Annotated in this window: 25 protein-coding genes; 17 read left to right on the top strand and 8 right to left on the bottom strand. The window is 68.7% G+C overall.

The features are described 5' to 3' along the window. Positions 1-551: 551 nt before the first annotated feature. Entirely contained in the window at positions 552-911 is a 360-nt protein-coding gene (locus ASG72_RS03725; protein ID WP_056709149.1) for a DUF559 domain-containing protein, read from the top strand. A 403-nt stretch (positions 912-1,314) separates the two neighbouring features. On the opposite strand, the gene ASG72_RS03730 is transcribed toward ASG72_RS03725, so the two are convergent. Beyond that, a complete protein-coding gene (locus ASG72_RS03730) occupies positions 1,315-1,608 on the bottom strand; it encodes a hypothetical protein (RefSeq protein WP_156395771.1) in 294 nt (97 codons plus the stop codon). Positions 1,609-1,813: 205 nt separating this feature from the next. On the opposite strand from ASG72_RS03730, the gene ASG72_RS03735 reads away from it, so the two are divergent. Beyond that, positions 1,814-2,278 (top strand): Lrp/AsnC family transcriptional regulator, encoded by a 465-nt coding sequence (locus ASG72_RS03735; RefSeq protein ID WP_056709155.1) that lies wholly within the window; start codon positions 1,814-1,816, stop codon positions 2,276-2,278. Positions 2,279-2,341: 63 nt separating this feature from the next. Here the strand turns inward: ASG72_RS03735 and ASG72_RS03740 are convergent, their stop codons facing one another. The 5 genes from ASG72_RS03740 to ASG72_RS03760 all read right to left on the bottom strand — a co-directional run bounded on the left by ASG72_RS03740 (position 2,342) and on the right by ASG72_RS03760 (position 7,363). Then, positions 2,342-3,097 (bottom strand): SDR family oxidoreductase, encoded by a 756-nt coding sequence (locus tag ASG72_RS03740; RefSeq protein ID WP_056709158.1) that lies wholly within the window; start codon positions 3,095-3,097, stop codon positions 2,342-2,344. After that, positions 3,070-4,131: a 2-dehydropantoate 2-reductase N-terminal domain-containing protein gene (locus tag ASG72_RS03745; protein WP_056709162.1), complete on the bottom strand. Its 1,062-nt coding sequence runs from the start codon at positions 4,129-4,131 to the stop codon at positions 3,070-3,072. Before ASG72_RS03745 ends, ASG72_RS03740 begins: the two co-directional genes overlap by 28 nt. Next, complete coding sequence (locus ASG72_RS03750; protein ID WP_056709164.1) at positions 4,128-5,075, bottom strand: isoaspartyl peptidase/L-asparaginase; 948 nt, start codon at positions 5,073-5,075, stop codon at positions 4,128-4,130. Before ASG72_RS03750 ends, ASG72_RS03745 begins: the two co-directional genes overlap by 4 nt. Positions 5,076-5,207: 132 nt before the next feature. After that, a complete protein-coding gene (locus tag ASG72_RS03755; RefSeq protein ID WP_056709166.1) occupies positions 5,208-6,800 on the bottom strand; it encodes an ABC transporter substrate-binding protein in 1,593 nt (530 codons plus the stop codon). Next, the gene (locus tag ASG72_RS03760; protein ID WP_056709169.1) at positions 6,797-7,363 is read right to left on the bottom strand and encodes a MarR family winged helix-turn-helix transcriptional regulator; all 567 of its coding nucleotides are present in this window, start codon (positions 7,361-7,363) and stop codon (positions 6,797-6,799) included. Before ASG72_RS03760 ends, ASG72_RS03755 begins: the two co-directional genes overlap by 4 nt. A gap of 95 nt (positions 7,364-7,458) precedes the next feature. Here ASG72_RS03760 and ASG72_RS03765 point away from each other — a divergent pair, with 95 nt between their 5' ends. Genes ASG72_RS03765 through ASG72_RS03790 form a run of 6 tightly spaced genes read left to right on the top strand, consistent with a single transcriptional unit; the run spans position 7,459 to position 12,945 of the window. Then, entirely contained in the window at positions 7,459-8,160 is a 702-nt protein-coding gene (locus ASG72_RS03765) for a creatininase family protein (protein WP_056709171.1), read from the top strand. A gap of 28 nt (positions 8,161-8,188) precedes the next feature. Then, complete coding sequence (locus tag ASG72_RS03770; RefSeq protein WP_056709173.1) at positions 8,189-9,160, top strand: ABC transporter permease; 972 nt, start codon at positions 8,189-8,191, stop codon at positions 9,158-9,160. Then, a complete protein-coding gene (locus ASG72_RS03775; protein WP_056709174.1) occupies positions 9,157-10,038 on the top strand; it encodes an ABC transporter permease in 882 nt (293 codons plus the stop codon). Before ASG72_RS03770 ends, ASG72_RS03775 begins: the two co-directional genes overlap by 4 nt. Then, the gene (locus ASG72_RS03780) at positions 10,035-11,027 is read left to right on the top strand and encodes an ABC transporter ATP-binding protein (RefSeq protein ID WP_056709177.1); all 993 of its coding nucleotides are present in this window, start codon (positions 10,035-10,037) and stop codon (positions 11,025-11,027) included. The genes ASG72_RS03775 and ASG72_RS03780 overlap by 4 nt, the downstream gene beginning before the upstream one ends. After that, positions 11,024-12,049, top strand: coding sequence for an ABC transporter ATP-binding protein (locus ASG72_RS03785; RefSeq protein ID WP_056709179.1), 1,026 nt, complete (start codon positions 11,024-11,026; stop codon positions 12,047-12,049). The genes ASG72_RS03780 and ASG72_RS03785 overlap by 4 nt, the downstream gene beginning before the upstream one ends. Then, positions 12,046-12,945: a polysaccharide deacetylase gene (locus tag ASG72_RS03790; protein ID WP_056709180.1), complete on the top strand. Its 900-nt coding sequence runs from the start codon at positions 12,046-12,048 to the stop codon at positions 12,943-12,945. Before ASG72_RS03785 ends, ASG72_RS03790 begins: the two co-directional genes overlap by 4 nt. 242 nt (positions 12,946-13,187) lie before the next feature. On the opposite strand, the gene ASG72_RS21225 is transcribed toward ASG72_RS03790, so the two are convergent. Beyond that, on the bottom strand, positions 13,188-14,045 hold the full coding sequence (locus tag ASG72_RS21225) for a hypothetical protein (protein ID WP_244488680.1): 858 nt from the start codon (positions 14,043-14,045) through the stop codon (positions 13,188-13,190). On the opposite strand from ASG72_RS21225, the gene ASG72_RS21230 reads away from it, so the two are divergent. From ASG72_RS21230 to nhaA, 6 genes are all read left to right on the top strand, one after another. Beyond that, positions 14,011-15,051, top strand: coding sequence for an OmpA family protein (locus tag ASG72_RS21230; protein WP_244488681.1), 1,041 nt, complete (start codon positions 14,011-14,013; stop codon positions 15,049-15,051). The genes ASG72_RS21225 and ASG72_RS21230 overlap by 35 nt on opposite strands. Before the next feature lie 292 nt (positions 15,052-15,343). Next, positions 15,344-15,658, top strand: a complete 315-nt coding sequence (locus tag ASG72_RS03800) for an NIPSNAP family protein (protein WP_056709185.1) — start codon at positions 15,344-15,346, stop codon at positions 15,656-15,658. A gap of 56 nt (positions 15,659-15,714) precedes the next feature. After that, positions 15,715-16,476 carry an alpha/beta fold hydrolase gene (locus ASG72_RS03805; RefSeq protein WP_244488682.1) on the top strand — a complete coding sequence of 254 codons (762 nt, stop codon included), beginning with the start codon at positions 15,715-15,717 and terminating at the stop codon, positions 16,474-16,476. Continuing rightward, positions 16,476-17,273: an aspartate dehydrogenase gene (locus ASG72_RS03810; protein ID WP_056709188.1), complete on the top strand. Its 798-nt coding sequence runs from the start codon at positions 16,476-16,478 to the stop codon at positions 17,271-17,273. Before ASG72_RS03805 ends, ASG72_RS03810 begins: the two co-directional genes overlap by 1 nt. A gap of 34 nt (positions 17,274-17,307) precedes the next feature. Continuing rightward, entirely contained in the window at positions 17,308-18,612 is a 1,305-nt protein-coding gene (locus ASG72_RS03815; protein WP_056709190.1) for an ArgE/DapE family deacylase, read from the top strand. Positions 18,613-18,750: 138 nt separating this feature from the next. Further along, positions 18,751-19,947 carry a Na+/H+ antiporter NhaA gene (gene nhaA, locus ASG72_RS03820; protein ID WP_056709192.1) on the top strand — a complete coding sequence of 399 codons (1,197 nt, stop codon included), beginning with the start codon at positions 18,751-18,753 and terminating at the stop codon, positions 19,945-19,947. Positions 19,948-19,959: 12 nt separating this feature from the next. On the opposite strand, the gene ASG72_RS03825 is transcribed toward nhaA, so the two are convergent. Next, positions 19,960-20,628: a response regulator transcription factor gene (locus ASG72_RS03825; RefSeq protein ID WP_056709193.1), complete on the bottom strand. Its 669-nt coding sequence runs from the start codon at positions 20,626-20,628 to the stop codon at positions 19,960-19,962. 333 nt (positions 20,629-20,961) lie between these two features. On the opposite strand from ASG72_RS03825, the gene ASG72_RS03830 reads away from it, so the two are divergent. The 3 genes from ASG72_RS03830 (at position 20,962) to ASG72_RS03840 (ending at position 26,984) form a co-directional block, all read left to right on the top strand. Next, the gene (locus tag ASG72_RS03830; RefSeq protein WP_156395772.1) at positions 20,962-24,216 is read left to right on the top strand and encodes an ATP-binding protein; all 3,255 of its coding nucleotides are present in this window, start codon (positions 20,962-20,964) and stop codon (positions 24,214-24,216) included. A gap of 173 nt (positions 24,217-24,389) precedes the next feature. Next, entirely contained in the window at positions 24,390-24,833 is a 444-nt protein-coding gene (locus ASG72_RS03835; protein ID WP_056709197.1) for an NUDIX hydrolase, read from the top strand. Positions 24,834-25,193: 360 nt separating this feature from the next. Further along, entirely contained in the window at positions 25,194-26,984 is a 1,791-nt protein-coding gene (locus ASG72_RS03840; RefSeq protein WP_056709198.1) for a peptide ABC transporter substrate-binding protein, read from the top strand. The last annotated feature ends 12 nt before the right edge of the window (positions 26,985-26,996 follow it).

Here is a 26,996-nt window from a genome sequence, read left to right on the forward strand (position 1 = left end):
GTGTGAAGTCTGAACCCATCTCGCCATCGCAAGACAAGCTTACGCGGGGAACCCCTCTCCTGTAAGGAGAGGGGCAGGGGAGAGGTGTGTGCCGCTGGTTAACGAGGCGCCGCGCCAACCGCAGCGCGCGGTCAGGGCTCGCCGTTTACGAATAACGGCCGACACCTCACCCTGCCCTCTCCTTACAGGAGAGGGTTCTACCCGCGAGGTTCCGGTGGNTGCGTAGGGTGTGCAGCCACACGACCCGATTGGGAAGCAGGCGCGGGGGAACCCCTCTCCTGTAAGGAGAGGGGCAGGGGAGAGGTGTAGGCCCTCACCTTTAAGGCGCCGCGGCAATTGCAGCGCGCGGTCAGGGCTCGCCCTTCACGAATAATGGCCGACACCTCACCCTGCCCTCTCCTTACAGGAGAGGGTTCTGCCGGCGAGGTTCCGGTGCTTAGCGTGAAGCCTGAACCCATCTCGCCATCGCAAGACAAGCTTACGCGGGGAACACCTCTCCTGTAAGGAGAGGGGCAGGGGAGAGGTTTCGACCATCCGACCAGCGAGGCGCCGTGGCAACCGAACGACAGGATTTCGCCCGGAAACTCCGCCGGCAATCCACCACGCCCGAGGACATCCTCTGGAGCCTGCTGCGCGCCCATCGTCTCGACGGGCTCAAATTCAAGCGGCAGGTGCCGCTGCTCGATTACACCGTCGATTTCCTCTGCTTCCAGCGCAAGCTCGTCATCGAACTCGACGGCACGCAGCATGATCGCCAGCGCGACTATGATGCGGCGCGCACCGGAGAGATCGAGCGCCACGGCTTCACGGTCATTCGCTTCCGAAACGAGACGGTGCTGAACGACCGCGATGCCGTTATCGCCGCGATCAGAGCCGCGGTGGGAACAGGGACGGGAAATCCTGTGGTTTGAGTGGGTTGGGGGTCGGGGTTTCTGCGGTGGGGGGTGTGGCTTGCTGGTTCAGGGGGCGACACCTCTCCCCTGCCCCTCTCCTTACAGGAGAGGGGTTCTGCCGGCGAGGTTCCGGTGGGTGGATGGGTGGGTCCGACCAGAATGAAAATAAGGCGCGGGGAACCCCTCTCCTGTAAGGAGAGGGGCAGGGGAGAGGTGTTGGCCGCTGGACCAGCAAGGCGCCGCGCCAACCGCAGCGCGGTCAGGGCTCGCCCCATACGGATAACGGCCGACACCTCACCCTGCCCTCTCCTTACAGGAGAGGGTTCCCCCGCGCCCTATCCGGCGGCTTGGTTCGTCCGAAATAAACCCGCCCTTGCATGAAAAAACCCGGCCTCGCGGCCGGGTTCTTCGGTGCCTTCGCTCAGTAGCGGTAATAATACCGGTCGCGGTCGCGGCGGCCATAGGCCCGGGCGTGGGGCGGCGGGCCGCCGCGGCCATAGCCATAGCCGCGATCATAACCATAGCCCCGCCCACCGTAACGCTGCTGCATCTCGGTGTTGCGCTGGATCTCCCACATACGATGCTCGCGCGTATGGCGGGTGAAGCTGGCTTCGACCTGGTCCAGAGCGGCAGCGCCCGGGTAGGTCTCGCTCGCGGAGGCCGGCAGACTCGCCGCCCCCAGCGCCACGGCGGCGGCGATCCATAATCCTCGCATGACGAACTCCCTGTCTGTCGTTTCGATAGGCCAAGATGGCCGATCCCATTAGAACGTGAGATGAACCGAAAGGTTCGCTCGCGTTCAGGCTGGGGTGGCGGAAGCCGCCGGCGCTTGACGATCAAGGAATATTCTTCCACTAATCCGGCAATTCATCTGCCCTCTGAGCAGATTTTTCTCGAAGCTCCGACTGGGCCGGATTGCCATGGATTCCATCGATCGCAAGATCCTGTACCACCTGCAGCAGGATGCGGATGTCTCGATCGCGGAGCTCGCCGAGCGGGTCGGCCTGTCGCAGACGCCGTGCTGGAAGCGCATCCAGAAGCTCGAGCAGAGCGGCGTCATCGTCAAGCGCGTCGCGCTGGTCTCGCCCGAGGCGCTGGGGCTCGGCCTCACCGTCTTCGTGCAGGTGGAGACCTCGGATCATTCCGGGCCCTGGCTGGCGCAATTCGCGACCCAGGTCTCGGCGATGCCGGAGGTGATGGAGCTCTACCGGATGGCCGGCGACGTCGACTACATGCTGCGGGTCGTGGTGGCCGACATGCAGGCCTATGACCGCTTCTACAAGACGCTGATCGAGACCATCCCGCTCAAGAACGTCACCTCGCGCTTCGCCATGGAGCGGATCAAATCCACCACCGCCTATCGCGTGCCCGAGCCGGCGCGATGACAGGGCCGGCTCGTCCGGCTCCCTCATCGAGCTCGTCGCGAGAAGCCCCGGTTTCGCTGCGGCTCACGAGCGGCCGCCATCCACCGACAGCACCTGCCCGGTGATCCAGCCGGCCTGCTCGCTGAGGAAGAACAGGGTCGCGGCCGCGATGTCGGCCGGCTGGCCCAGCCGGCGGGTGTGGATGCTCTGGATCAGCCGCTCCTGGCCCTCGCGGCCATAGCTGTCCCATTGCCGCTCCGTCGCCGGGTTGGAGCGGACGAAGCCGGGCGCCACGGAATTCACCGTCACCCCATGCGGGCCGAACTCCCAGGCGAGCTGCCTGGTCAGCCCGACCAGCGCGTGTTTGGCACTGGCATAGGCCTGGATCCCGGTCAGGCTGGGGCGCAGCCCGGCGCCGGAGGAAATGGTGACGATGCGGCCATAGCCGGTCCGCTTCATCACCGGGGCGGCGGCCTGGGCGAGGAAGAAGGCGGCGTCGACATTGGCGGCGAAGATCACGCGCCATTGCTGCTCGGTGACCTGCTCGACCGGCTGGCCGACCTGCCCCCGCACGCCGCCGGCGGCATGGACAAGGAGATCGAGCCCGCCGGCCTCGCCGTCGATCGCCGCGACGAGGGCCTGCGCCGCATCCGGCGATCCGAGATCGGCGGTGTGGGGCGTGGCGCCGATGGATTTCGCCGTCGCGGCCACGCCGGCCGCGTCGATATCGGCGAGATGAACGCGCGCCCCGGATTCGACCAGGGCCGCGGCGATGGCCCGCCCGAGCCCCTGGGCCGCGCCGGTGACGAGGGCTACGCGGCCGTCGAAGCGGATTTGCATTGGTCGATCAGCACTTTCAGGGTTTCGAAGGCAAGCGGGCGCCTGCCCTCCTCGATCTCGTGGATCAGCGAGACCAGCGTCTCGAGAGCCGGGGTCTTCACGCCGGCCTCGCGGCCGAGCTTCGCGATGATGCCGATCTGCGGGTCGACCTCGGTGCGGCGCTTGCGCACGGCGAGATCGCGCCAGATGCCGGAATGGGTCTTGGCGGTCTTCGAGGTGTAGTCGGCGAGCCAAGCGATCGTCTCGATCTGCGGCCCCTCCGGCGCGCCGGGCGCGAAGACGGCCGGATCGAAGGCGCCGAATCCGAGCTGCGTCACCCCGCGCGCCGCGGCCACCGCCCCGACCTCGCGGCCGAGAGCCAGCCAGACCGGCAGGCGGGCGGGATCGGCGAAATTCGCCGACATCGACTCATCCGTCAGCGCGGTGCCGAACAGCATGGCGCCATAGGCGAGCTTGCCCCAGAGATAGCCCCAGATGTTGTCGGTGAGGATGGACTCGGCATCGAAGAGGCAGAGGAGCCGGTGCATCTCCCGCACGCGCGGAGTGATCGCGCCGTCGATCTCGCCGACCACCACGGCCCCGCGATTGCCGTAGAGGATCTCGCCCGGCCCATGCCAATCCGCCCCGAAATTGACGAAGCAGCCCATGGTGCGGGCGGCGCCGACCGCATCGGCGATGGCGATCTCGTTGAGCCCGTTCTGGGCGGAGAGCACATAGCCGTCTTCGGCGAGATGCGGCGCGAGCGCGGCCAGCGCGGCTTCGGTGGCGCCGGCCTTCACGGCGAGGACGATGCGGCGATAGCTGCCGGTGAGCTCGGCCGGGGTGACGGCCGGGACCACCTGCGTGAAATCCTCGATCGGCCCGGTGATGTGCAGCCCGCTGCTGCGGCAGGCCGCGACATGGGCGGGCTCGATATCGACGAGCAGCACGGGCAGGCCGGCGCGGGCCCAATAGGCGCCCAGCGTTCCGCCGATCGCCCCGGCGCCCCAGATCAGGATCGGCTCGTTCGGGCCGGTGCGGTCCTGGGCGGTCATGCCTGCCCCGCCGGCTCGACCTCGCCATGGGTCGCGACATGGACCTGCCCATCCGGCGTGACCCAGCCGCGATACATGCCGTCGGTATTGTAGGGCGCGACGATGGCGCCATCGGCGCCGATGGCGACCAGGCCGGCGCCGATGCCATGGGCGGTGAGCTCGGCGAGGGCCGCCGCGGTCGCGTCCTGCAGGCTGAGGCCCTTATAGGCGATCAGCGACGCGATCTCGTGGCCGACGCAATAGCGGATGAAGAGCTCGCCCTTGCCCGTGCCGGAAACGGCGCAGCGCCCGTCCCGCGCATAGGTGCCGGCGCCGATGATCGGGGAATCGCCGACGCGCCCGACCGGCTTGTTGGTGTAGCCTCCGGTGGAGGTGGCGGCGGCGAGATGGCCCTGCGCATCGCAGGCGACGGCGCCGACCGTGCCGTGCTTCTCGGCCTCGCTGGCACCGGCGGCGGTGCCGACCAGCTCCCGGATCTTCATCGAGGACAGGTTGTTGCGGCGGCGCTCCGTGCTGAAGAAGCCGTTCTCGACGATCTCATGGCCTTCCTCCGCCGCGAAACGGTCCCCCGCCGCGCCGATCAGCATCAGCGGATCGCCGCGACGCAGCAGGCTGCGCGCGGCGCTGACCGGGTGGCGGGTGCGACGCAGCCCGGCGAGCGCCCCGGCGGCCAGGGTCTCGCCATCCATGATCGAGGCGTCGAGCTCGTGTTCGCCATCGGCGTTGAAGGCGGCGCCGTGCCCGGCATTGAAATGCGGGGAATCCTCCATCACCCGCACCGCCGCCTCGACGGCATCGAGCGCCGGCCCGCCTTTGGCCAGGATCGCCCAGCCGGCCCTGAGGGCGGCGGCGAGATCGGCCTTGGCGGCGGCCCATTCGGCCTCGGTGAGTTCGGCTCTGGGCAAGGTGCCGCAGCCGCCGTGGATGGCGAGGGCGAGAGGCATGGGGGCTCCGGGGATGGCAGTCGGCAGTGGGCGATCGGCAACTGGCAGTGGGCAGTCGGCAGTCGGCAGGCAGGGCCGGCAGCGGGCGCTCGACTGCCCACTGCCCAATGCCTACTGCCTAATGCCCCCTCGTCACTTCTTCACAGGCTTGATGTCCATCGCCAGCGTGTCCTCGTCGACGCGCGGGACGATCGTGACCTTGTCCTTCTGCATCGCCCAGGCCGAGCCGACGGCGACGATCGGGATACGGGGCCTGTCGACGGCGACGATGGCGTTGGCCTGCGACAGAAGATCGTTGCGCTTGGCCTCGTCGAGCTCGACCGAGGCGTCCTCGATCAGCTTGTCGAGCTTCTCGTTCTTGTAGCCGAGCACGTTGAAGGCGCCGAGCTTCTTGGCCGGATCGTTGGAATGCACGACCGAGGAGAGGGTGTAATTGGCCTCTCCGGTCAGCGTGCCCCAGCCCGACATGGCCAGCGAGAACTCGGCCCGGGTGCGGGCGGGGAAGAACACCGTCCCCGGCTGGGCATTGGCGGTGACGTCGATGCCGATGCGCGCCAGCATCTGGGCGATCGAGGTGCCGACCTGGCGGTCACCCGGCAGGCGATCGCTGGTGAAGGAGAAGGTGACCTTGAAGCCGTTGGGATAGCCGGCCTCCTCCATCAGCTTCTTGGCCTTGGCGAGATCGGGCTTCAGCGCCGGCAGGGATTTGTTGAAGCCGGCGATATTGGCGGTGACGAGCTGGTTGACCGGGGCGCCGAGCCCTTCCATCGCGATCTCGACCAGCGCCGGCCGGTCGATGGCGAGGTCGATCGCCTCCCGCACCTTGGGGTTCTGGAGCGGATTCTTGTCCAGCGGCGTGCCGTCCTTGGCGGCGACCTGGGGCGATTTGTCCCGCAGATCGACCTCCATGTTGAAGACATAGACGGTGTCGATCGTCGCGACGCTGAGCTTGGGATCGCGCTTCAGCGTGGCGACGTCGGAGGCCGGCGCGCGGACGATGATGTCGACCTGGCCCGCCTTGAGCTGCGCCACGCGCGCCGCATCATTGGGCAGTTCCTTGCGGGTGACGCGGGCCCAGGGCTCCTTCTCGCCCCAATAGCCGTCGAAACGCTCCAGCACCATCTGGTCCTTCGGCGTCCAGGAGACGTATTTGTAGGGGCCGGTGCCGACCGCCGCCTTGCCGGAATTGAAAGCCTCGTTGGCGCTCTCCTTGGTCAGCCCGGCGGCCGCCTTGTGGGAGACGATGAACAGGCGGATGAAATCATTCGGCAGATTGGGCGCCGGCCCGTCCGTGACGATATGGACGGTGAGCGGATCGACGATCTTCACCTCCTTGACCCGGCGCACATAGATCGTCGTCGGATTCGGGCCGGAGACGACCGGGATGCGCTCGATCGAGAATTTCACATCCTCGGCGGTGAAGTCGGAGCCGTCGTGAAACTTCACGCCCGGACGCAGCTTGAACTCCCAGACGGAGGGCTCGATCGCCTTCCAGCTCAGCGCCAGGCGCGGCTCGATCTGCAGCTTGTCGCCGGACCAGGTCAGCGTGTCGAAGACGTGCTTGAGCGATTCGGCATGGGTGCCGGTGGCGGTGAAATGCGGGTCGATCGAATCCGGCCCGGCGCGGACGCCGATGGTCAGGTTCTGGGCCAGGGCGGCGCCGGAAACGGTGAAGGCGAGCAGCCCCGCCAGGGCGGCCAGGCGGGTGTGGCGCAACATGGTCATGATGATATCCCCTCTTGTTGTTCGGCGTCGTAATCGAGATCGGCAGGCCAGGTGGAGGAGGCGATGACGAGCTTGTCCATCAGTTCGCAGAGCTGCCTCTGCTCGGCCTCGCTCAAGGCCGAGAGCATGGTGGACTGGCGCTGCAGCATCAGCGGCATCGTCTCCTCGAAGATGGCGCGGCCGGCGGTGGTGAGGCGCAGCACGAAGCTGCGCAGGTCGTCCCTGTCGGTCTCGCGCTTCAGCAGCCGCCTCTGCAGCAGCTTCTGGATGGCGCGGCTCAGCGTGTTCTTGGGCAGGCCGGAAGAGGAGACGATGTTCTTGGCCGCGACCCCCTCCTTGAGGCCGACGGCGTAGAGCGCCACGAATTCCGGGCGGACCAGCCCGTAGCGCGTCTCGATCCAGCGATAGACCGGGTCGTTGAAGCGGAAGGCGACGAAGTTCAGCCGGAAGGACAGCCAGCAGGGATTGTCCCAGAGCTTGGTCAGCGTCAGCGGATCGAGATCGCGCAGCGCCGCCTCCCGTTCATGGTCGAGACGCGAAAGGGCGGTCGGAGCGCGGCGCATGAGATGAGCCTCCTTTTAGTTCCAAATGGAACTTGACGCTGTGGAGCACGAGAGTCAAGGATGGCCGATTGCCAGAACATAGCAAGGACCGGGCCGTGCGTATCGCGCAGATGAACTGGATGCAGGTGGAAGAGCAGGCCCGCCGCGACGATCGCTGCGTGCTGCCGCTCGGTTGCGTCGAGCAACATGCCTATCTCAGCCTCGCGACGGATGCGATCCTCGCCGAACGCGTCGCGGCGGAGGCGGCCGAACCCTTGGGCATCCCGGTGTTTCCGGTGCTGGCCTATGGCATGACCCCCGGCTTCACCGCCTTTCCCGGGACGATCTCGCTGCGGATGAGCACCTATATCGCCCTGATCGAGGATCTGCTGGAGGGCTGCTACCGCACCGGCTTCCGCCGGATCGTGCTGGTCAACGGGCATGGCGGCAACGCGCCGGTGATGACGGCAGCGACCGAATGGGTGGCGCGCCGGCCCGATGCCAGCGTGAAGATGCATAATTGGTGGGCAGGGCCGCGTTTCCAGGAGGCGGTCAAGGCTGTCGATCCGGCCGCGTCCCATGCCTCCTGGATGGAGAATTTCCCGTGGACCCGCCTTGAGGGCGTCGCCATGCCCGACGAGGCCAAGCCGGCCTTCAACGCCGCAATCTACCAGGCCGCCAACCCGGCCCGGAAGCGCGAGATTCTGGGCGACGGCAATTTCCTCGGGGTCTATCAGCGGCCGGACAGCGAGATGCTGGCGCTGTGGGAGGTCGGCGTGGCCGAGACCCGCGCGGTGATGGTGGAGGATTGGCCTTGAGCGGCGGCCGCCGGCGGGGCGAAGCTTCATGCTAGGCCACGTCATCGAGCGGCTGGTCCAGGCGCTGGCGGTGATGCTCGTCATGTCGGCGCTGGTCTTCACCGGCGTCTACGCGATCGGCAACCCGATCGACGTGCTGATCGGTCCCGACGTCACCCAGCAGATCCGCCTCGACACGATCGCGCGCTACGGGCTCGACCGGCCGCTCTACGAACAGTATTTCACCTTTCTCGGGCGCATCCTGCAGGGCGATTTCGGCCGCTCCTTCGTCTTCGGGATGCCGGTGCTCGAGCTGATCCTGTCGCGGCTCCCGGCCACGCTGGAGCTGACGCTCGCCGCGGTCTGCGGCGCGGCGCTGATCGGCATCCCGGCGGGAATCTATGCCGGTTACCGACCCGACGGGCTGCCGGCGAAGATCATCATGGCGGTCTCGATCCTCGGCTTTTCCGTGCCGACCTTTTGGATCGGCCTGGTGCTGATCATCACCTTCGCGGTCGAGCTGCAATGGCTGCCGGCCGGCGGGCGCGGCACCACCGCGACGTTGTTCGGGGTGGAATGGAGTTTCCTGACGCTGAACGGGCTCAGCCATCTGCTGCTGCCGGCGCTCAACCTCGCCTTCTTCAAGCTCGCCCTGATGACGCGGCTGGCACGGGCCGGCACGCGCGAGGTGATGCTGACCGACACGGTGAAATTCGCCAGGGCCGCCGGGCTGTCGGAATGGACGGTGCTGCGCCGCCATGTGCTGCGGCTGATCGCGATCCCGATCGTCACGGTGTTCGGGCTGGAATTCGCCTCGACCCTGGCCTTCGCCGTGGTCACCGAGACGATCTTCTCCTGGCCGGGCATCGGCAAGCTGATCATCGATTCCATCACCTCGCTCGACCGGCCGGTGATGGTCGCCTATCTCATGCTCGTCGCCTTCGTCTTCATCACCATCAATTTCCTGGTCGATCTCGCCTATGTCGGGCTCGATCCGCGCCTCAGGAAGGCGCGCGCATGAGCGGCCAGGCCTCCCCCCTCTCCCGCTTCTGGGCCGAGTTCCGCGAGAGCCGGATCGCGCTGGCGGCGCTCGTGGTCGTGGTGCTGATCGTCGGCGTCGCGGTGCTGGCGCCGCTGGTCGCGCCGCAGAACCCCTATGACCTCGCCAATCTCGCGCTGATGGATGCGCGCCGGCCTCCCGGCTATGTCGGATCCGGCGGCTTCACCCATTGGCTCGGCACCGATGCGCAGGGCCGCGACCTGCTCTCGGCGATCCTCTACGGCCTGCGCATTTCGCTGCAGATGGGACTGATCGCAGGCTCGGTCGCCTTCGTCGTCGGCGTCTCGCTCGGCCTCGGAGCGGCCTATCTCGGCGGGCGCTGGGAAGCCTTCATCATGCGGATCATCGACCTGCAGCTGGCCTTCCCCGCCATCCTGCTGGCTCTGGTGCTGTCGGCGATGCTGGGACAGGGCAAGGCCCAGCTGATCACCGCGCTGGTGGCGGCGCAATACGCCTATTTCGCCCGCACCGCCCATGGCGCGGCCTCGGCCGAACGCGGCAAGGATTATGTCGAGGCGGCGCTCTCGACGCCGCTGCCGGCCTGGCAGGTGGTGTTCCGCCACATCCTGCCGAACTGCCTGCCGCCGCTGATCGTCGTCGCCACGGTGCAGGTCGCCAATGCGATCGCGCTGGAGGCGACCCTGTCCTTCCTCGGCGTGGGGCTGCCGGTGACCGAGCCCTCGCTCGGCATGCTGATCGCCAACGGCTTCCAATACATGCTCTCGGGCCGCTACTGGATCTCGATCTATCCCGGCATCGCGCTGATCCTGCTGATCGTCGCCATCAACCTCGTCGGCGACCAGATCCGCGACCAGGTCAATCCGAGGCTGAAGCGATGACGCGCCCGTCGCAGAACGGCCCGCTTCTCGAGGTCGACGACCTCGCCACGCATTTCTTCACCCGGGCCGGCGTGATCCGGGCCGTCGACGGCGTCTCCTTCTCTCTGAAACGGGGCGAGGTAATGGGGCTCGTCGGGGAATCGGGCTCCGGCAAGAGCGTCACCGGCTTCTCGCTGCTCGGGCTGATCGATCCGCCCGGCCGGATCGTCTCCGGTTCGGTGCGCTTCGACGGGCAGGATCTGGTGGCGCTCCCGCCGGCGCAGCTGCGCAGGCTGCGCGGGCGCAAGATCGCCATGGTCTTCCAGGATCCGGCGACGACGCTCAACCCGGTGGTCACCATCGGTGACCAGATGCGCATGGCGCTGGAGGCGCATGGCGTCCGCGGCGAGCAGCGCACGCGGGAGCGCAGCGTCGCGGTGCTGACGCGGGTCGGCATCCCCGATGCGGCGCGGCGGCTGAAGGCCTATCCGCATGAATTTTCCGGCGGCATGCGCCAGCGCGTCGCCATCGCCATCGCGCTGCTGCACGACCCGGCGCTGCTGATCGCGGACGAGCCGACGACGGCGCTCGACGTCTCGATCCAGGCGCAGATCCTGGCCGAGATGCGCGGTCTGGTCGCCGATCTCGGCATGGCTCTGATCTGGATCAGCCATGATCTGGCGACGGTCTCCTCGCTCGCCGACAGCATCGCCGTCATGTATGCCGGGCGCATCGTGGAGGCGGGGCCGACTGCCGCCGTCCTGCGCGATCCGCGCCACCACTACACGCGCGGCCTGCTCGATTCGCTGCCGGCCCGCGCCGAGCCCGGCCGGGACCTGGTGCAGATCCCGGGGACGACGCCCTCCCTGCTGGCGCTGCCGCCGGGCTGCGCCTTCGCGCCGCGCTGCCCGCGCGCCGACGAAACCTGCCTCGCCATGCCGGCCCTGGTGAGCGACGGGCTGCGCCGGCACCGCTGCCACCACCCGCTCGGCCTGGAAGGCGCGCCATGACCGAAGCCTTCCTCGACGTCCGCAACGTCTCGCGCCGTTTCGCGCCGCGCCTCTCCTTCGGCGACCGGATCGCCGGCAAGCTCGGCCAGCCGATCGATGCCCGCGTGACCCATGCGGTGGACGGGGTTTCGCTCGCCATCGCGAAGGGCGAGGCGCTCGGCCTCGTCGGCGAATCCGGCTGCGGCAAATCCACGCTCGGCCGGGTCATCGCCGGCATCTTGCCGCCGAGCGAAGGCACCACCGCCGTGGCGGGCGAGCCGGTGATGTCGCAGGGGCCGCGCCGGCACAAGACGACGACGCGGGTCCAAATGATCTTCCAGGATCCCTTCGCCTCGCTGGATCCGCGGATGCAGGTCGGCGACACCGTGGCGGAAGGGCCGATCGCCCATAGGCTGACGACGCGGGCGCAGGCCCGCGACTATGTCGGGCGCTGGCTGACCACGGTGGGGCTGGATCCGGGCTTCGCCGCGCGCTACCCGCACCAGTTCTCCGGCGGGCAGCGCCAGCGCATCGCGATCGCCCGGGCGCTCGCCATGCAGCCGGACATGCTGGTCTGCGACGAGCCGGTGGCCTCGCTCGACGTCTCGATCCAGGCGCAGATCATCAACCTGTTCCTGAAGCTGCGGCGCGAGCTGAACCTGACCATGCTGTTCATCAGCCATGATCTCGGCGTGGTCCGCCATCTCTGCGACCGCGTCGCGATCATGTATCTCGGCCGCATCGTCGAGCTCGGCGAGACCCAGGCGGTCTATGCCGCGCCCCAGCATCCCTATACCCGGGCGCTGCTCGATTCCGTGCCGAAGCTGATGCTCGACGATCACGAGACGACGGCGTTCAAGCCGATCGCGGGGGAGCTGCCCTCGCCGCTGGCGCCCCCGCCGGGCTGCCATTTCCACCTGCGCTGCCCGCTGGTGCAGCCGATCTGCCGGCAGGAGCGCCCGCCTTTGCGCGCGGTGCTGCCCGGGCGCGAGAGCGCCTGCCATTTCGCCCCCTTCCCCCCCGGGCTGAGGAGATTGCGATGACGGATCCGACCCTCGAACCATGGCAATGGCCGGAAGAGATCTGGCGCGCCAAGGTCGATCTCGTCCGCGCCGGGCGCAATCTCAAGCCGCGCTCCTGGCCCGGCGGGGCGCGCTGCGCGGTGGCGCTGTCCTTCGATGTCGACCACGAGACCAACGAGCTGCGCGACGGCGGCAGATCGGTCGGGCGGCTGTCCTGGGGGCAATATGGCAACCGCGTCGGCATGCCGCGCATCCTCGAGCTGATGAAGCGCGAGGATATCCGCGCCAGCTTCTTCGTGCCGGCGGTCACGGCCCTGCTCTATCCCGAGGAGCAGCGCCGGGTGATCGCGGAAGGCCATGAGATCGGCCTGCATGGCTGGATCCACGAGGTCAACACGCAGGTGCCGCCGGCGCAGGAGCGCGAGCTGCATCTGCGCGCGGCCGAGACGCTGGAGCGGGTCACGGGCGTGCGTCCGGTCGGGATGCGGACACCGTCCTGGGATTTCTCCGAGGTGACGCTGGCCGTCGAGCGCGAGCTCGGCCTGCTCTATGATTCCTCGCTCTTCGCCGATGACGATCCGTATGAGCTGATCGACAAGGGGCAGGCGACGGGCATGGTCGAGCTGCCGGTGGAGTGGATCCGCGACGACGCCGTCTATTTCAACATGAACCGCTTCCAGGCGCTGCGCCCCTATACCGCTCCGGAGACGGTGTTCGACATCTTCCGGCGCGAATTCGACGGGGCCTATGAGGAAGGCGGGCTGTTCCTGCTGACCATGCACCCGCATGTCATCACCTATCGCTCGCGCTTCTGGATCCTCGAGGCGCTGATCCGCCATGCCAAGGCGAAGGGCGATGTCTGGTTCGCGACCCATGCGGAGATCGCCGCCTATGTGAAGGCGCAGGCCGGGCTCTGACCCGAACTCTGCCGCAGCGGCAGGGAACACAGCCCGCATTCGGCCGTTTTTGGTTCACCACGCATTCAGCGCCGCGGCGCGCTGTTCGCGCTTTGTGAAACAGCAACGGAAACGATCATGCGCACCAAGACCTGGCTCCTTCTGGGAACCATCCTGCCTGGGCTCGTGCTGAGCCAGGCCGGATACGCCGTCTCCGGCGGCGAATGGCTGCGCCTCGCCCAGGCGGATGAACGGCCGGATCGTCAGCAGCGCCCGCGCGGTGGCGGCGGGGGCGACGAGCGCCCGGAGCGCGGCCCCGGCAGCGAGGGACCGCGCGGCGCGCGTCCCGCTCCGGCCGCTCCTGCTCCGGCCACTCCTGCCCCGGCGGCTCCTGTCCCCTCGGCTCCCGCCCAGGCGGCTCCGGCCCCGGCCGCTCCGCCTGCCGCCCCGCGCGCAGCGCCACCGGCCGCCCGCGAGGCGCCTTCCGACGACAGCCAGCGCCGTCCCGATCGCTCCCGCTCCGACGAGCCGACCACCCGGCCGAGCGCGCCGCAGCGTCCGGCCGCGCCGAGCGCCGAGCCTGCCCCGCGGCGTAGCGCCCCCGATGCGCCGGCCCCGGCCCCGCGCACCCAGCCCGAGCGCTCCGAGCGCCCTGCGACCCAGTCCGAGCCGGCGCCGGCCCAGCGTAGCGCGCCGCCCGCCCGGCCGCAGCCGCCGGCCAGCCCCGCCACGCCTGGCGCACCCGCGCCGACCGCGCCCGCTCCGGCGACACGATCCGCGCCGACCCCGCCGGCCGCACCCTCGACCCAGCAGGCCCCGTCGAGCCCGGCACCCACCACGCGCTCGGCGCCGACACCGACTCCGACACCGACTCCGACCCCCGCCCCCGGCGCGCCGGCCCCGGCGACGCGCTCGGCTCCCGCGCAGACCGCTCCGGCTCCGACCGCGCCGAGCACCATCGCGCCGAGCACGACTGCGCCCAGCAGCCCCGCGCCGAGCAGCGTCGCCCCGACGCCGGCGCCTGCTCCGGCTCCCGGCAGCCAGGCCCCGACCACGCGGAGCGCGCCCGCCCCGACGGCGCCGGGCGTGACCGCACCGGCCCCGACCGCGCCGGCGCCCACGGCGCCGAGCCCGGACCGCCGTAGTCAACGTGACGGGCTGTCCACGGGTGGCGCGGCCGCCATCGGCTTCGGCGCCGGTGTCGTCGGCGGCATCCTGGCGACGCAGGGTGCGCGGAGCTTCGAGGATGTGCGCAGCCGCCGCGAGGAGAGGCGCGAGGGCGACGTCACCATCATCCGCGAGCCCGGACGCACCATCATCCGCGACGATGACCGCACCATCATCCGCCGCGACGAGACGCAGCGCTTCCGCGAACTCGGCCTGGACGGGCGCACCGAGCGCCGCGACGGCGAGATCCGCACCGTCTTCGAACGGCCGGACGGCACCCGCATCGTCACGGTGACCGACGAGGAGGGCCGGCTGATCCGCCGCGTGCGCCAGACGCGCGAGGGCCGGGAGGTGGTGATCATCGACAATCCCCGCCGCGACCGGCCCGATCGTCGCTTCTCGGAGGAAATCGTCGTGCTGGAGCGGCCGGCGCTGCGCATCCCGCGCGAGCGCTACATCGTCGATGCGGAAAGCGCCGATCAGGAGCTGATCTACGAGACGATCGTCGCCCCGCCGATCGAGCCGCTGCCGCGGCGCTACACGCTGGACGAGGTGCGCTACTCGCCGGATCTGCGGGCGCGGATGCGCAGCGTCGACGTCGATTCGATCACCTTCGAAACGGGCTCTTGGGAGGTCGCCGGCGGCCAGGCGCAGCGGCTCTCGGTGATCGCGGCGGCGATCCGGCAGGCGTTGCAGAAACAGCCCAACGAGGTCTTCCTGATCGAGGGCCACACCGATGCCGTCGGCTCCGACGTCGATAACCTCTCGCTCTCGGACCGCCGCGCCGAAAGCGTCGCGGAGATCCTGACCCGCGACTTCCAGGTGCCGCCGGAGAACCTGACCACCCAGGGCTATGGCGAGCAATATCTGAAGGTGAACACGCAGGATGCGGCGCGTGAGAACCGGCGCGTCACGCTGCGGCGGATCACGCCGCTCCTGGCCAGCGGCCAGGGCAATTGAGCGATCGCGCTCCCTCCCCGGCCGGTGCCGGGAGGGAGCGCGGCACTACGATCTCCCGAGCCTGGAATGGCCGCCTCTCCGGCGGCCATTTTCGCATAGGCGGCGCGGGCGTCGCGCGCCGCCTCTTCCGCTCTGCGCTGCCTGCGGCCCGGCCCCGCCATTCAGGGCATGGCGGGTTGACGTTGAGTGCGCCATGCTTTGCCGGCATGAGTGAAGCGCCGGCACCGGCGCGAAGCCCGGCCCGATGCGGCAAACGCATGGGTTGAGTGGCGGCCGGAACAGGGGGATCGGCATGATCTACGAAGAGCGGGACTATCGCATCAAGGCCGGCAAGCTGGCCGAATTCGTCGCGCTCTATGGCGAGCACGGGCTGCCGCTGCAGAAGGAGCATCTCGGTAGCTTCATCGCCTATTTCACCACCGAGATCGGCGAGCTGAACCATGTCGTGGCGCTGTGGGGCTATGACAGCCTCGATGCCCGCGGCAGCAAGCGCAAGGCGATGCTGGCCGACCCGCGCTGGCAGGATTATCTCAGGCGCGTCGACGGGCTGATCGACATCCAGACGACGCGCATCCTCAACCCCGTCGCCTATTCGCCGCTGCAATGACCGCCGCAGCCTCCGCACCGGTCAAATCCCTGTCCGCGCGCAGCCCGGACGGGGCCGTGCTCCAGGCGAGCATCGCGGGCGAGGGCCCGCCCCTGCTGCTGGTCAGCGGCCTCGGCGGCACCGCCAAATTCTGGGATGCCAGCGCCGCGGCGCTCGCCCGCTCCTGCCGCGTCATCCGCTTCGACCAGCGCGGCATCGGCGCCAGCAGCCGCGGCAGCGCGCCCTGCACCATCGACCAGCTGGCGCGTGACTGCCTCGCGGTGCTGGACGCGGCCGGGCTGGAACGCGCGGCGCTGCTCGGCCATTCCACCGGCGGCTGCATCGGCCAGGCCCTCGCCCGGATCGCGCCGCAGCGGCTGGACGGGCTGATCCTGAGCGCGACCTGGCTGAAGCCCAGCCATTACATGGGCGGGCTCTTCACCTCGCGCCGCGCCGTGCTGCTGCAGAACCCGCAGGCCTATGCGGCGCTCTCGGCACTGACCGCCTATCCCCCGGCCTGGATCGAGGCCAATTGGAGCATGTTCGAGGCGGCCGTCGCGGCCGCGCCGATGAGCGAGGAGGCGCGCCGGGTCGTGGCCGAGCGCATCGACGCGCTGCTCTCCTTCGACGGTTCGGCCGGCATCGCGGCCCTGACCATGCCGGTCCTGGTGCTGGGCGCGCGCGACGACATGATCGTGCCGAGCTTCCTGCAGGAGGAGCTGGCGGCAGCCCTGCCCGGGGCCCGCAAGACCATGTTCGACAGCGGCGGGCATTTCTTCCCGATCTCGCGCCCCGACACCTTCACCGCCCATGTCGCGGAATGGGTCGGCGCGCTCTGATGAGGCGCAGGCGGATCGTCCTGATCGGCTATGGCGCGATCGCCGCCGAACTCGCCGAAGCGCTGCTGGCCAGGGGCCATGCGGTCGATGTGCTGCTGAAGCCGGGCTTGGCCTCGCGCCAGCGCGTGCCGGAGACGCTCGGCCTCGTCCCCGATGTCGCCGCACTCGCCGCCGACGGGCCGGATCTGGTGATCGAGGCCGCCGGGCACGAGGCGGTGAGGCAGGTCGTGCCCGCCTGCCTCGAGGCCGGGCTGCCGGTGCTGATCTCGTCGATCGGCGCGCTGCACGACGATGCGCTGAATGAGCGGCTGGTGGGCCTGGCGCGGGAGCATGGCGGCCGGCTGCTGCTGCCCTCAGGGGCGCTCGGCGCCCTCGATTATGTCAGGGCGGTGCGCCATGCCGGCGCGCTCTCGCTGCGCTACCAGTCACGCAAGCCGCCGGCCGCCTGGGCGGCCGAGCTCAGGGCGCTGGGCCATGATCCCGCGGCGCTGGCGGAGCCGGTGACGCTGTTTGCCGGGACCGCGCGCCAGGCGGCGGCGCTCTACCCGCAGAATCTGAACGTCGCCGCGGCTTTGGCGCTGGCGGGGCCGGGTTTCGAGGCGACAGGGGTCGAGGTCATCTGCGACCCCGAGGCCGGCGGCAACACCCATGTCGTGCTGGCCGACAGCGAACTCGGCACCATGCGGCTCAGCATCGTCAACAATCCCTCGCCTACCAATCCCAAGACCTCCTGGATCGTCGGCCGCTCGCTGCTGGCGGCCGTCGACCAGTATTTCTCGCCGGTCATGATGGTGTAGAGCCGCCAGACCCTTCCCTGCCGATGGAGCCGCCATGCCTCTCGACCCCGCTTTGCGCGACAGAATTCTCGCCTCCGTCGATGCCGGCTTCGCCGAGCAGGTCGCCTTCACCCAGGAGCTGATCCGCTTCGGCTCGCTGCGCGGCCAGGAACATGCCTGCCAGGATTTCGTCTTCCGCGCGCTGAAACAGCGCGGCTTCACCATGGACCGCTTCGCCATGGACGAGGCGGCGATCAAGGCGCATCCGGGCGGGGCCCCGTTCACGGAGGCGCATTCGGACGCGCCGATCGTCGTCGGCATCCACCATCCCCGCGCGGAAACGGGCCGCTCGCTGATCCTGCAATCGCATGTCGACGTCGTGCCGGAGGGGCCGGCCGAGCAATGGACGCACCGTCCCTTCGACCCGGTCATCGAGGGCGACTGGCTCTATGGCCGCGGCGGCGCGGATATGAAGGCGGGGCATGCCGCCATGTTCGGTTGCCTCGACGCGCTGCGCCGCATCGGCCTGCAGCCGGCGGCGACGGTCTATGTGCAATCGGTGGTGGAGGAGGAATCGACCGGGAACGGCGCGCTGATGACGCATCTGCGCGGCTACCGCGCCGATGCCGTGCTGATCCCCGAGCCGGAGCAGGAGATGCTGGCCCGCGCCAATTGCGGGGTGATGTGGTTCCAGGTGATGGTGCGCGGCGTGCCCGTGCATGTGCGCGAGATGGGCGCCGGCGCCAATGCCATCGACGCCGCCTACCGGGTGGTCGGGGCGCTGCGCGAGCTCGAGGCCGAGCTGAACGCGGAGAAGGCGGGGCGGGAGTATTTCGAGGAGCTCGACCATCCGATCAACCTGAACATCGGCAAGATCGAGGGCGGCGACTGGGCCTCCTCCGTGCCGTGCTGGTGCAGGATCGACTGCCGCATCGCGATGTATCCCGGCATGAACGCGCCGGAGCTGTCGCGCCGGATCGAGGATTGCGTCTCGCGCTTCTCCCGGCAGGACCGGTTCCTGGCCAACAACCCGCCGCAGGTGAGCTTCAACGGTTTCTGGGCGGAGGGCTATGTGCTGCAGCCGGGCAGCGAGGCGGAAGCGGTGCTCGGCCGGGCGCATGAGGCCGCCATCGGCTCGCCTCTGCAGAGCTTCGTGACGCCGGCCTATCTCGATACCAGGGTCTATGCGCTCTACGACAAGATCCCGGCGCTGTGCTACGGCCCGATCTCCGAGAACATCCACGGCTTCGACGAGCGGGTCAGCCTCGCCTCGGTGAAGCGCATCACCGGCGCCATGGCGCTGTTCGTCGCGGAATGGTGCGGCGTCGAGAACCTGTCCGACCGACCCGCCACCGCATAGTCCTGCGCCGCATCACCCCGCGGCATCGTGACGCCCTGTTTCGCTTGGATCCGTGATCCGGTCTCGTTAGGTTTACCTGACATTGCGGGCAGATCATCTGCCCGCCGCGAGGCTTTTCTGGAAGGGACGGGACGGTCGATGGACGCGCAGCCGAAAACTCTTCGTCCTCGAAGCGTGTTGCGCGCCTTCTTCGCCAGCAGCTCTGCTGGCGGCATCGTGCTGATGGCCGTGGCTCTTGCCGCGATCGTCATCGCGAATTCGCCGGCCTCCGGATTGTATTTCAGTGTTCTGAAACAATACGTCTTCGGCCTCTCGGTCCTGCATTGGATCAACGATGCCCTGATGGCCGTGTTCTTCCTGCTCGTCGGCCTCGAGATCAAGCGCGAATTCCTCGACGGGCAATTGTCGAGCTGGTCGCGCCGGGCGCTGCCGGGCTTCGCGGCGCTGGGCGGAATGATCGCGCCGGCGCTGATCTTCGTCGCGTTGAACAGCGGCACGCCGGAGACGCTGCGCGGCTGGGCGATCCCCGCCGCCACGGACATCGCCTTCGCGCTGGGTGTCCTGTCGCTGCTCGGCAAGCGCGTGCCGGGATCCCTGAAGGTGTTCCTGACCGCGCTCGCCATCCTGGACGATCTCGGCGCGGTGATCATCATCGCGATCTTCTACACCAGCGAATTGTCCGGGCTGATGCTCGGCCTCGCCTTCGCCACCCTCGCCGCGCTCGCCCTGCTCAACCGCGCCGGGGTGACGCGGCTGCTGCCCTATCTGCTGCTCGGGCTGCTGCTCTGGTTCTTCGTGCTGAAATCGGGTGTGCATGCGACGTTGGCGGGGGTCGCGCTGGCGCTGACCATCCCGCTGACGCGCTCGCCGGCCGCGCCGGAACATGGCGATTGCGCGCTTCTGAGGCTGGAGCACGCGCTGCACCCCTATGTCGCCTTCCTGATCATCCCGATCTTCGGCTTCGCCAATGCCGGGGTCTCCTTCGCCGGCGTCGGCCCTTCGGCGCTGCTGGCGCCGGTGCCGCTTGGCGTGACGCTCGGCCTGTTCGTCGGCAAGCAGATCGGCGTGTTCGGCTTCGGCTGGGCCGCGATCAAGCTCGGCCTGGCCGATCTGCCGGCCCGCGCCAGCTGGCTGCAATTCTACGGCATCTCCCTGCTCTGCGGCATCGGCTTCACCATGAGCCTGTTCATCGGGATGCTGGCCTATCCGGATTCGGCGGCGCTGCAGGACCAGACCAAGATCGGCGTCCTCGCCGGCTCGCTACTCTCCGGCGTGCTGGGCTGGGTGCTGCTGCGCATCGCCCGCTCCGAATCGAGCCCGCAGCCCTCGCGCTGAGCCCGGCGCCGCTCAGGCGCGGCTGGCGAGCCTGGCGCCGAAGGCCGCCGCCGCGGCGCGGTTGGGCAGCTGCAGCGCCCGCAGCAGCGCCGCGACATGGATCTTCACCGTGCCTTCGCCGAGGCCGAGATGACGGGCGATCTCCTTGTTGGAGCGCCCGCTGATCAGCTCCTGCAGCACGTCGCGCTGTCGCTGCGTCAGGCGGGCGAGCGCGTCGCGGCCGGGATCGCCGCTGCCACCGGCGGGCGGCGTCGCCGGATCGGCCGCGGCGCCATGGGCGAGAACCGGCGGCACATAGATCTGCCCGGCGATGATCATCTGCAGCGCCCGGACCAGCTCGGTGGGGCCCAGCGCCTTCGGGATGTAGCCATGCACCCCGGCGGCGAGCGCGCCGAGGATGTCCTGGCGCGCGGTCGAGCCCGAGACCACGGCGAGCGTCACATGCTCGGCGCATTCGCGGACCGCGGAGAGGCTCGCCGCCTGCTTCATCCCCGGCATCGACAGATCGAACAACGCGAGCCCGATATCCGGCCGCGTTCCCAGAAGATCCAGCGCATCATCGAGCGAGCCCGCCTCGAGCACCGTCTCGAAACCGAGCTGCCGGGTCAGGATCGCGGAGAGCGCGATTCGGAAGAAGGCGTCGTCATCGGCGATCAGGGCGCAGGTTCGGGAGGCTGACATGGGGCTGAGCTCGCTGAAACCGGTGATGCTGGCGAAACGCTTCGGGCACGAACCTCTCTGCCTAACGGGAACGGGGCAAGACGCAAGCACGACCAAACGGCCTATCGAAGATGGCCAGTGTCATTCTGCAAGGGATCGCCCCCGCGACGTTGCGCCAGCGCCCCGCAAATCCGGCGCAACACCGGGCTCTGGCCATGGCCTGACCATGCGGCGCGCAGGTCCCGGGCGCCCTGCGGATGCGGGAAGGACTTGCCAGGGACGGGGCAATCATGCGCCTTCTCTTGGTCGGAAGGGCCCCGGCGCATGGTCAGGCAGGGGCCCATGGGGGGTTTCATGGCGGCTCGCGCCGGACGCAACCAAGCCGGACGATTGCTGGTACCGGCGATCCTGGGCGGTATCGTCCTGGCCAGCCTGCTGCTGATCGGCACCACGAGCTGGCTCGTCTGGCAATCGGGGCAGCGGGCCCTGATGTCGGCGGCATCGAGTGCGCAGAATCTGGTCACCCTGCTCGACCGCCACATGCTGCGGATGATCGACCCGGTCCGGCTGATCCTGCAGACCGCCGAAAGCCATTTCGCCGGGGCCGAGGATCGCGGCCGGCGCGACGCTTTCGAGACCTGGCTCTCGGCCGTGGTGGGCGAAATGCCGCAGCTCCACTCCGTCAGCATCGTCGACGGCCGCAGCGGCACGCTGCTCTACGCCTATGCGCGCGGCGGCGATCCCGACCGGGCCTTGCGCGCGACGATCGATGCGGCCGGGGGGCAGGACCAGCCCTTCTCGGTCGGAGCCGCGATCCGCGATCCCGCGAGCCCCGCCTGGCTCCTGCCGCTCGCGCGGCGCAGCGCGGCCGATGCCGACGGGCGCAGCCTCGTGATCACGGTCAGCCTGTCGCTGGCGCAGCTGCAGGATGCCTATGACGCGCTCGACATCGGCCCGCGCGGCTCGCTCGTCCTGCTGCGGCGCGACGGGCAGGTGCTGGCGCGGCGGCCGCTCGGCGACCAGTTCGTCGGGCAGAGCATCGCCCCCCCGGTCGAAGTCGGCGAGCAGCTGCAGCGGAACCAGCGCGCCACCTTCACCTCGAGCCGGACCATGGACGGCGTGACGCGCATCGTCAGCTATCAGCGTGCCGGCGACACGCCGCTGGTGACGGTCGTGGCGCTGTCGGTCGGCGACGTGCTGGCCCGTTGGCGCGAGGATCTGGCGGTCGATTTCGTGCTCGCGGGGGTCTGCGCCTTCCTGCTGGCGCTGCTCGGGCTGATCCTGATCCGCTTCGTCAAATCGCGGGACCAGTCGGACCTGCATCTGCGCACCACGTTGGACCATATGGCCCAGGGGCTGCTGATGGTCGGGGCCAGCGGGCATATCGAGGTCTATAACCGCCGCGTCGTCGATCTGCTGGAGCTGCCCGAGGCGCTGCTGGCGCAGCGACCGACCCCCGCCGCGGTGCTCGCGCTGCAGGACGAGCGCGGCGAATTCGCGCTCACCGAACCGGCCGTGCGGGAACGCATCAGCCGCGACGCCAGCGACCCCCAGGCCGGGACCTATGAACGGATGCGGCCCGACGGGACCGTGCTCGAAGTGCGCACCACCCTTCTGCCCGAGGGCGGGCTGGTCAGGACCTACAGCGACGTCTCGCAGCGGCACAAGGCGATCGCGGAGATGCATGCCAGCACCGCCTTCGCCAATTCCCTGGTCAATTCCAGCCCCGACGCGATCAAGCTGCTCGATCTCGACGGCAACATCACCTTCATCAGCGAACTCGGGCAGGAGCTGTTCGAGGTCACCGATTTCGAGGCGATCCGCGGCAAGCCGTTCACGCTGCTCTTCCCGCCCGAGCATCGCGAACGGGTCGAGCTCGCGCTGCGCCGGGTCCGCAGCGGCCATACCGACCGCTTCACCAGAATGTGCCCGACGCTCGGCGGCGTGCCGAAATGGTGGGAATTCATCATGACGCCGGTCCACGAGATCGGCCGGCCGCTCGATCGGCTCTTCGTCGTCGCCCGCGACATCTCGACGCGCCAGGCCCATGCGCTGGAGCTCAGCCGCGCCAAGGAGGCGGCCGAGAGCGCGAGCCGCTACAAGACGCAGTTTCTGGCCTCGATGAGTCATGAGATCCGTACGCCGCTCAACGCCATCCTCGGTTTCGCGGCGCTGGCCCGGGAGGGGCGCGAGCATGATGCGGAGCTGCGCCGCCATGTCGCGCTGATCGAGAAGGCCGGCCATGCGCTGCTGACCATCATCAACGACGTGCTCGACCTCGCCAAGGTGGAGGCCGGCCGGGTGGAGCTGGAAGAGCGCCCGCTCGATCTGCGCGGCCTGCTCGACGACTGCCTCTCGCTGATGCGGGCGCTGGCGGTGCAGAAGAAGCTGGAGCTGCGCGGCGAGATCGCCAGCGATCTGCCGGAGCGGATCGTCGCCGACGAGGCGCGGCTGCGCCAGGTGCTGCTCAACCTGCTGAACAATGCGGTGAAGTTTACCGCGAGCGGATCGGTCACCCTCTCCGTCGCGGTCGCGGATGGCGGTGCATCGCTGGCCATTGCGGTGACCGATACCGGCATCGGCATCCCGCAGGACCGGATCCCGCATCTGTTCCAGGATTTCGTCCAGGTCGACGGCTCGATCAGCCGGCAGTACGGCGGCACGGGGCTCGGGCTCTCGATCTCCCGCCGCCTGATCCTGCTGATGGGCGGCGAGATCGGCGTCGAGAGCCGCGAAGGCAAGGGGTCGACCTTCCGCGTGCTGCTGCCGCTGCGCCGCGCGCCGGCCGAACAGGGGACGCAGCCCGTGCCGCCACCCCTGCCGCGCCCGGAAACCGCGCGCTCCATCCTCCTGGTCGACGATCTCGCGATCAACCTCGAGATCGTCGCGGGCATGCTGAGCTCGGCCGGCCATCGCGTCACGGTCGCGACCAGTGGGCCGGAAGCGATCACCGCCTATCGCGAGCAGCGGCACGATCTGATCCTGATGGATGTGCAGATGCCCGACATGGACGGGCTCGACACCACGAGACATCTGCGCCGGATCGACGCAGAGGCCAGGGCCGTCCCGATCATCGCGCTGACGGCGAATGTCTTCGCCCAGCAAATCGAGAGCTATCGCCGCGCCGGGATGAACGACCATATCGGCAAGCCCTTCCACAAGGAGGCGCTGCTCGAGATGGTGGCGCGCTGGACGGCCGGGGCGCCGCCGGAGGAGCGGAGCGAAGCGGCGCAGGAGCGGCCGGCGGTCATGGACCGGAGCGCCCTGCAGGAGCTGGCGGGGCTGATCGGGACCGACAAGGTTCAGGACCTGCTGCGGCGCTTCCGCGACGAGCTCTCGCAGCGGCTCTGCGACACTTCGCCCGCCCTGCTGAAGGCCGATGCGCATGCGATCGTCTCCACGGCCGGGCTGCTGGGCTTCTCCATTCTGGCCGCGGCGGCGCGCCGGGTCGAGCAGAGCGTGGAGGCCGGCGAGCCTCTGGACCGGCATCTTGCCGATCTGCAGCAGGCGAAACGCGCCGCCCTCGCCCATCTCGACCTGCTCGCGGGCGAGACGGACGCGGCGTCGCCGCCGGACAGCCCTGCGTCGCGCCACACCGAAACCGCCTGAGCCTGCCCGCAAATGCCGCCGGTCCCGTGGCGAATGCGCTATCGTCGCGCGATCACGGCGTCTATTGTCGTCGGCGACGAAGCGAGCCGGCGATCTCGCTCGCGCCCTCTCCTGCATCCGCGGGGCTGCAGCGCCCGCCGGCCGGACGCCATGCATGGGAGGCCTCAGCCACGATGAAGAAGACCAAGCCTGCGCCAGAGACCGCGCGCGCGCAGGTTGCCGCATTGCCGATCCGGCGCCGGGAGGACGGCGCGATCGAGGTCTTGCTGGTGACGTCCCGTACCACGCGGCGCTGGATCGTGCCGAAGGGCTGGCCGATCAAGGGGCTCAAGGACCATGACGCCGCGGCGCGCGAGGCGCTGGAGGAAGCCGGCGTCATCGGCAAGGTGCGCAAGAAGCCGTTCGGCCGCTATAATTACTGGAAGCGGATGCCGGACCATTTCCAGCTCTGCAACGTCACGCTCTATCTGCTGCAGGTGGAACGCCAGCTGGAGCAATGGGCCGAGCGCGAGCAGCGCACCAGCCGCTGGCTCTCCCCGGAGGATGCCGCGCTGCTGGTCGACGAGCCGGAACTCGCCATGGCGCTGCGCGAGCTGCCCGAAACCATCGACGCCTGAGCGGCGCGCAGATGGTCGTGTCGCGCCTTCAGCCCGGGCGCTGAGCCGGCGAAGCGCCCTCTCCGCACCGGACCGATCCTTGCAGTAAAAGTCGCTCCGGCAACGCCGCCCGGGCGTGTAAGACGGCGTATATACCTGTCTCTCGCCGCCACATGCCTGCCACAATCGGCATAAATTTGCGCGCGACCGGGGGTGTTACACAATGGTCGAGCGTCTGCGGTGTCCGCTTCTCACGATCCTGCCAGAGGTGTTCACAGGCTTGACGCTTTTGTTGGCACGTGGCTTGCTGAAAACACGGGGAGTCAAAAAGGTGCTCAAGCGCCGACTGTCTCTGTATGCCATTTTCCGGAGGACGAGTTCATGAACGAGCAGGACCTGCGACGACTGATCGCGGATGTGAAGGATGGTGCGATCTCGCGCCGCGCCTTCATCAAGAGGATGGCGGCGGTCGGCCTCGCGGCCCCGATCGCCGGGCAGCTGCTGGCGTGGAACGACGTCGCCTGGGCCGATGCCACGCTGAAGTACAAGCCGACCAAGGCCGGTGGCGGCGGACCGCTCAAGATCCTGCTCTGGCAGGCGCCGACGCTGCTGAACCCGCATTTCGCCAGCGGCACCAAGGACCAGATCGCCTCGCGCATCTTCTTCGAGCCGCTCGCCGGCTGGGACAAGGACGGCAACCTCACCCCCGCTCTGGCGGCGGAAGTTCCGACCAAGGCCAATGGCGGCCTCTCCGCCGACGGCACGACCGTGACCTGGAAGCTGAAGCAGGGCGTGAAATGGCATGACGGCAAGCCGTTCACCGCCGACGACGTCGTCTTCACCTGGGAATACGCCGCCGATCCGGCGACCGCCGCCTACACCACCGGCAGCTATACCGGCATCAAGGTCGAGAAGGTCGACGATCACACCGTCAAGGTGATCTTCCCGCAGCCGCAGCCCTTCTGGGCCGATCCCTTCGTCGGCACCGTCGGCCAGATCCTGCCGAAGCATCATTTCGGCGAGTACAAGGGCGCCAAGTCGCGCGAGGCTCCGGCCAATCTGAAGCCCGTCGGCACCGGCCCGTACAAATATGTCGACTTCAAGCCGGGCGACATCCTGATCGGCGAGCGCTTCGCCGATTATCACGTCAAGAACCAGCCGCATTTCGACACGATCGAGGTGAAGGGTGGCGGTGACGCCGTCTCCGCGGCGCGCGCCGTGCTGCAGACCGGCGAATTCGACTATGCCTGGAACCTGCAGGTCGAGGACGAGATCCTCAAGCGCATGGAAGCGGGCGGCCGTGGCAAGGTCAGCGCCGTGCCGTCGGGCGACATCGAGTTCATCATCCTCAACACCACCGATCCGTGGACCGAGGTCGATGGCGAGCGTTCCAGCGTCAAGACCAAGCATCCGACGCTGACCGACCCGAAGGTGCGCGAGGCGATCAACCTGCTGATCGACCGCGATTCCGTGCAGAAGTTCATCTATGGCCGCGGCGGCGTCGCCACGGCGAGCTTCGTCAACGAGCCGGCTCAGTTCAAGTCGAAGAAGTTGAAGTACGAGTTCAACATCGACAAGGCGAACAAGATCCTGGACGAGGCCGGCTACAAGAAGGGCGCTGACGGCATCCGCGAAAAGGACGGCAAGAAGCTGAAATACGTCTTCCAGACGTCGATCAACGCGCCGCGCCAGAAGACCCAGGCCATCATCAAGCAGGCCTGCCAGCGCGCCGGCATCGATCTCGAGCTGAAATCGGTGACGGCCTCGGTGTTCTTCTCGTCGGACGTCGCCAACCCCGACACCTACACCAAGCTCTATGTCGACATGGAGATGTACACGACGACCCAGCCGCAGCCGGATCCGGAGCGTTTCCTGAACCAGCTCGTCTCCTGGGAAATCGCCAGCAAGGAGAACAAGTGGCTCGGCCGCAACGTCTCCCGCTATTCGGACCCGGCTGCCGACGAGGCCTACAAGGCCGCGCAGAAGGAGCTCGACCCGGTCAAGCGTGCGGAGCTGCTGATCAAGGTCAACGAGATCTTCTGCGAGGCGCATGTCCTGCTGCCGCTTCTGTCCCGCAACCGCATCGCCGCGGCGGCGAACACGATCATGCATGATCACAGCGGCTGGGACGTCGACACCTGGAACGTCGCTTCCTGGTATCGCAACACCTGACGCAACGACACA

The organism is Allobosea sp. Leaf344 (assembly GCF_001426225.1).
GTDB lineage: Bacteria > Pseudomonadota > Alphaproteobacteria > Rhizobiales > Beijerinckiaceae > Allobosea.

What these genes read in the sequence shown, in the direction of transcription:
- ASG72_RS03730 (WP_156395771.1), bottom strand. Translation starts at nt 1,608, where the DNA reads ATGCGAGGATTATGGATCGCCGCCGCCGTGGCGCTGGGGGCGGCGAGT.
- ASG72_RS03735 (WP_056709155.1), top strand. Translation starts at nt 1,814, where the DNA reads ATGGATTCCATCGATCGCAAGATCCTGTACCACCTGCAGCAGGATGCG.
- ASG72_RS03740 (WP_056709158.1), bottom strand. Translation starts at nt 3,097, where the DNA reads ATGCAAATCCGCTTCGACGGCCGCGTAGCCCTCGTCACCGGCGCGGCC.
- ASG72_RS03745 (WP_056709162.1), bottom strand. Translation starts at nt 4,131, where the DNA reads ATGACCGCCCAGGACCGCACCGGCCCGAACGAGCCGATCCTGATCTGG.
- ASG72_RS03750 (WP_056709164.1), bottom strand. Translation starts at nt 5,075, where the DNA reads ATGCCTCTCGCCCTCGCCATCCACGGCGGCTGCGGCACCTTGCCCAGA.
- ASG72_RS03755 (WP_056709166.1), bottom strand. Translation starts at nt 6,800, where the DNA reads ATGACCATGTTGCGCCACACCCGCCTGGCCGCCCTGGCGGGGCTGCTC.
- ASG72_RS03760 (WP_056709169.1), bottom strand. Translation starts at nt 7,363, where the DNA reads ATGCGCCGCGCTCCGACCGCCCTTTCGCGTCTCGACCATGAACGGGAG.
- ASG72_RS03770 (WP_056709173.1), top strand. Translation starts at nt 8,189, where the DNA reads ATGCTAGGCCACGTCATCGAGCGGCTGGTCCAGGCGCTGGCGGTGATG.
- ASG72_RS03775 (WP_056709174.1), top strand. Translation starts at nt 9,157, where the DNA reads ATGAGCGGCCAGGCCTCCCCCCTCTCCCGCTTCTGGGCCGAGTTCCGC.
- ASG72_RS03780 (WP_056709177.1), top strand. Translation starts at nt 10,035, where the DNA reads ATGACGCGCCCGTCGCAGAACGGCCCGCTTCTCGAGGTCGACGACCTC.
- ASG72_RS03785 (WP_056709179.1), top strand. Translation starts at nt 11,024, where the DNA reads ATGACCGAAGCCTTCCTCGACGTCCGCAACGTCTCGCGCCGTTTCGCG.
- ASG72_RS03790 (WP_056709180.1), top strand. Translation starts at nt 12,046, where the DNA reads ATGACGGATCCGACCCTCGAACCATGGCAATGGCCGGAAGAGATCTGG.
- ASG72_RS03800 (WP_056709185.1), top strand. Translation starts at nt 15,344, where the DNA reads ATGATCTACGAAGAGCGGGACTATCGCATCAAGGCCGGCAAGCTGGCC.
- ASG72_RS03810 (WP_056709188.1), top strand. Translation starts at nt 16,476, where the DNA reads ATGAGGCGCAGGCGGATCGTCCTGATCGGCTATGGCGCGATCGCCGCC.
- ASG72_RS03815 (WP_056709190.1), top strand. Translation starts at nt 17,308, where the DNA reads ATGCCTCTCGACCCCGCTTTGCGCGACAGAATTCTCGCCTCCGTCGAT.
- nhaA (WP_056709192.1), top strand. Translation starts at nt 18,751, where the DNA reads ATGGACGCGCAGCCGAAAACTCTTCGTCCTCGAAGCGTGTTGCGCGCC.
- ASG72_RS03825 (WP_056709193.1), bottom strand. Translation starts at nt 20,628, where the DNA reads ATGTCAGCCTCCCGAACCTGCGCCCTGATCGCCGATGACGACGCCTTC.
- ASG72_RS03830 (WP_156395772.1), top strand. Translation starts at nt 20,962, where the DNA reads ATGGCGGCTCGCGCCGGACGCAACCAAGCCGGACGATTGCTGGTACCG.
- ASG72_RS03835 (WP_056709197.1), top strand. Translation starts at nt 24,390, where the DNA reads ATGAAGAAGACCAAGCCTGCGCCAGAGACCGCGCGCGCGCAGGTTGCC.
- ASG72_RS03840 (WP_056709198.1), top strand. Translation starts at nt 25,194, where the DNA reads ATGAACGAGCAGGACCTGCGACGACTGATCGCGGATGTGAAGGATGGT.